The 3,120-nt window shown below is 60.8% G+C and carries 1 protein-coding gene and 2 pseudogenes; all 3 read left to right on the plus strand.

From position 1 onward, the window contains the following. Nucleotides 1–138: 138 nt before the first annotated feature. A pseudogene (locus tag OOZ63_RS29350) lies at nucleotides 139–456 on the plus strand (TIGR02391 family protein); the annotation flags it as partial. 170 nt (nucleotides 457–626) lie between these two features. Next, complete coding sequence (locus tag OOZ63_RS28730) at nucleotides 627–1,898, plus strand: HNH endonuclease signature motif containing protein (RefSeq protein ID WP_266009286.1); 1,272 nt, start codon at nucleotides 627–629, stop codon at nucleotides 1,896–1,898. A 148-nt stretch (nucleotides 1,899–2,046) separates the two neighbouring features. Further along, a pseudogene (locus OOZ63_RS28735) lies at nucleotides 2,047–2,640 on the plus strand (transposase); the annotation flags it as partial. Nucleotides 2,641–3,120 lie beyond the last annotated feature (480 nt).

Consider the following 3,120-nt stretch of genomic DNA (forward strand, 5'->3'; position numbering starts at 1 on the left):
GGTCGCACGTCACGGCCGTCACGCTCAACCCGGAGCGCGAATCGGTCGTCACTGCGGCCTCGCGTTCCCGAAATACTCAGCCATTGGCTGCATGAATGAGGCGACAGGTAGCTTGACGCGCGCCGCGGCCACCCTTGGGAGGCGGTGTTCGCTGCTTGCAAAGCTCTGGTCTTGCACGTCAGGGATCGCTCCGGCCGGCCCGATCTTGATGGTCTGCCACTGATGCGTACTGTGTTCTCGAAGAACGCCCCAATCCTCCGCTTCAACGCCATGGCGAACATCACCGACGCGGATGAGCAAGAGGGAATGATGCATCTTTTTGAGGGTGCAATCATGGCTCTGCGTAACCCCGGAGGTCATTCATTCCCTACCGGCCCCGACTCCCACGCTCTTCAATACATCGAATTGATTAGCCTGCTTGCGGAACGGACTGACGAGGCGACGCGTGGCCCATAGAGGTTTCATATTTCGATGCCCGTTTGCGAGAGACCAGAGGCGGCCGCAGGTAAGGGCGTGGGTTGGACCAAGCCCTTTCGCGCGTAGACGACGGCTATGTAGAGCTGATAGTTGACAGTGGTGTGGCACCCAAATAGGGCTGCCGGCTGCCGGCTGCCGGCGTCTACAGCATGCAGCAGCTGGGAACTCATATCAACAAGGAGGACGAGATGGTTGCGCCTACGGAAGACTTCGAGCTGCAGTTCCAGCGGCTCGCGAACAAGCTTGATGGCAGGTTGGCTGGCCGGCTGCGGACTGAGGGGCTATACCTAGTCCGACGTGGCATGGAACCCGATTGGGCAATCACCGCGTACTTCAGCAGAAACAAGGATGGCAACGATGTCGAGTTTGCAATCCTTCCATCGCGAATCGCCGACAAGCCGTTCAGCGCTAGGCAAGTTGAGGCTTGGCTGGATGTACAGAGCCATGAGCTCGGCGGTCGCGTCGCCAAGGGGCGCAACGGCATGCAGTGTTGGAACAGAGGATTCACGTTCGCAGCATCGCTGGAGCTCCTTGATAGGTTGCTTAGCCAGTACAAGCCGTTGGTTGAGCAGCGTTGGGTCATCCCCTTGGCTGTCAAGGAGGTGCCGCTGGTCTCAACGTCTCCAGCAGGCGGTAGCGCTGATCCCCGGGACGTCACGATTGCGATTGAATGGCCGGCTGTCACTGACAACGGCGTTGACTGGTCAGCAGCTACGGAAAGGCTGACGCTAAGCCTTGACTCGCTTCATAGCGGCGAGCGGATCGAAACCATTGAGTCCTACCCGGATTGGACCCCTATCGACTACTCAGCAGAGTGCGTCAGCTATGAGCGGCACGACGGAAATCATCTTGTCACGCTTCTGTATGCGCGCGATGGAAACCAAGAGGTTGATGAAGGCGGCATTCGATGGGGCACGACGCGGCTGAGATTCGCGGATGACCTTTCAAACGCTTCGGCCGTCTTCGAGCCGACAGGTGGTGTGCCGGTGCACGCTACTCGATGTGTACTTGGTACGGGCAGTCTTTACGAGAACCTCTCGCGAGCACAGCTGTCAATCCTCTTGCGACCCAGGCAAGCTAGGCTGCGCAGGCAACTCCTCGCGGAGGGGGCGCCCTTCTCGCTTTGCGCAGTCTCTGGAGAGGCGCTGCCAGAAGCCCTTGAGCTCGCTCACGTTATCGGCCATGCTGAGCGAGGTGCGTGCAGGTTGAACAACGCCATGCTGCTGAGAGCCGACATCCATGCGTTATTCGACGCAGGCAAGCTGCGCATCTGCTCCAACCACGGAACCATTTCTCTTGTCGACGTGCCCCGAGAGTCTGGATACCACGCCGCCCGCGAAAGATGGGCGCTAAGGCTGCCGGACGCCATATTCGGCCGGATAGCTGGCGCCTTGCGGCAGCGAGATGAAATGCACGCCTAGCGCTAGATGCTTGGCAGCACCGTTGTCTCTGAGAGCTGCATTTGAGATCGCGAAGATGTCGTTGGCGAATCGCCGACATGAGCACTCGGTTGCTGGGGAGTGTCAGAAAGTTTGTGTGTGAGGCATAGCATGTCGACTTGGAGCATGAATGCCACGCAAGAAGAAAACAGAAGCCCTTACGGGCAATGCGGCGCAGCCGCAATTCTCAGCCGCAGCGCTTGAGCAGTTGATCCCTGGGCCGGTGACGCCGGCCGAGCTGGAGAACATCTTCCAGCAGTTCAAGAAGGCTGTGATGGAGCGCGCCCTGGGCGCGGAGATGAGCCATCACCTGGGCTACGCACCCGGCCAGGTCAAGCCCGAAGGGGCGGCCACCAATCACCGCAACGGCAAGAGCACGAAGACCGTCTTGACCGACGTTGGTGCGCTTCGCATCGACGTTCCACGCGACCGCGAGGGCACGTTCGAGCCGCAGCTGATCGGCAAGCACGAGCGGCGCTTCACGGGCTTTGACGACAAGATCCTGGCCATGTACGCCCGCGGCATGACTGTGCGCGAGATTCAGGGCTACCTGGCCGAGATGTACGCGGTGGACGTCTCGCCCGACCTCATCAGCCGCGTCACGGACGAGGTGATGAGCGAGATCACGGCCTGGCAGACGCGCCCTCTGGAGCCGATGTACCCGGTGGTGTTCTTCGACGCGCTGCGCGTCAAGATTCGCGAGGATGCCGTGGTGCGTTCCAAGTGTGAACGCTGATCTGGAACCGCATCTATTCGCTGGTGAGGTATCGGATTTGATCCTGGGTTGATTGAGCTCGTGAAGAGGGGTGGCGCCTGGCTAGCCGCCCTGCAGGGCGGCTAGCCAGGCGAGGCCCATACGGTCGGCGGGATGCCGACGCTGCCTAGGCAGGTCGTAGGCGGTGTGTGGCTGCAGGACAGCAGTCTTCAGGACGCGACTGCGCTGATGAGGCGTTCGGGATACAACAACGCTCATGCCGAAGAAGGTGGGCGCGGTGACGGTCCCTCTTGCCGGGAAGCCAGACGACCGTACCGCGCCCTACACCGTGCCGATGAAGGCGGTGCCACATAAGTGTGGCTCGCTTCGGGCGATTCCGTCCAGCACCTTCGGTTCGCCGAGGTGCGCATGGATCATCCCGCTCGCCTGTTTCTGTGCGCGCGGTGTCTTGCTCAGGTCGTCCTGTGCAGTCACTGTGACCGCGGCAAC

The organism is Paucibacter sp. PLA-PC-4 (assembly GCF_026241155.1).
GTDB lineage: Bacteria > Pseudomonadota > Gammaproteobacteria > Burkholderiales > Burkholderiaceae_C > Roseateles_E.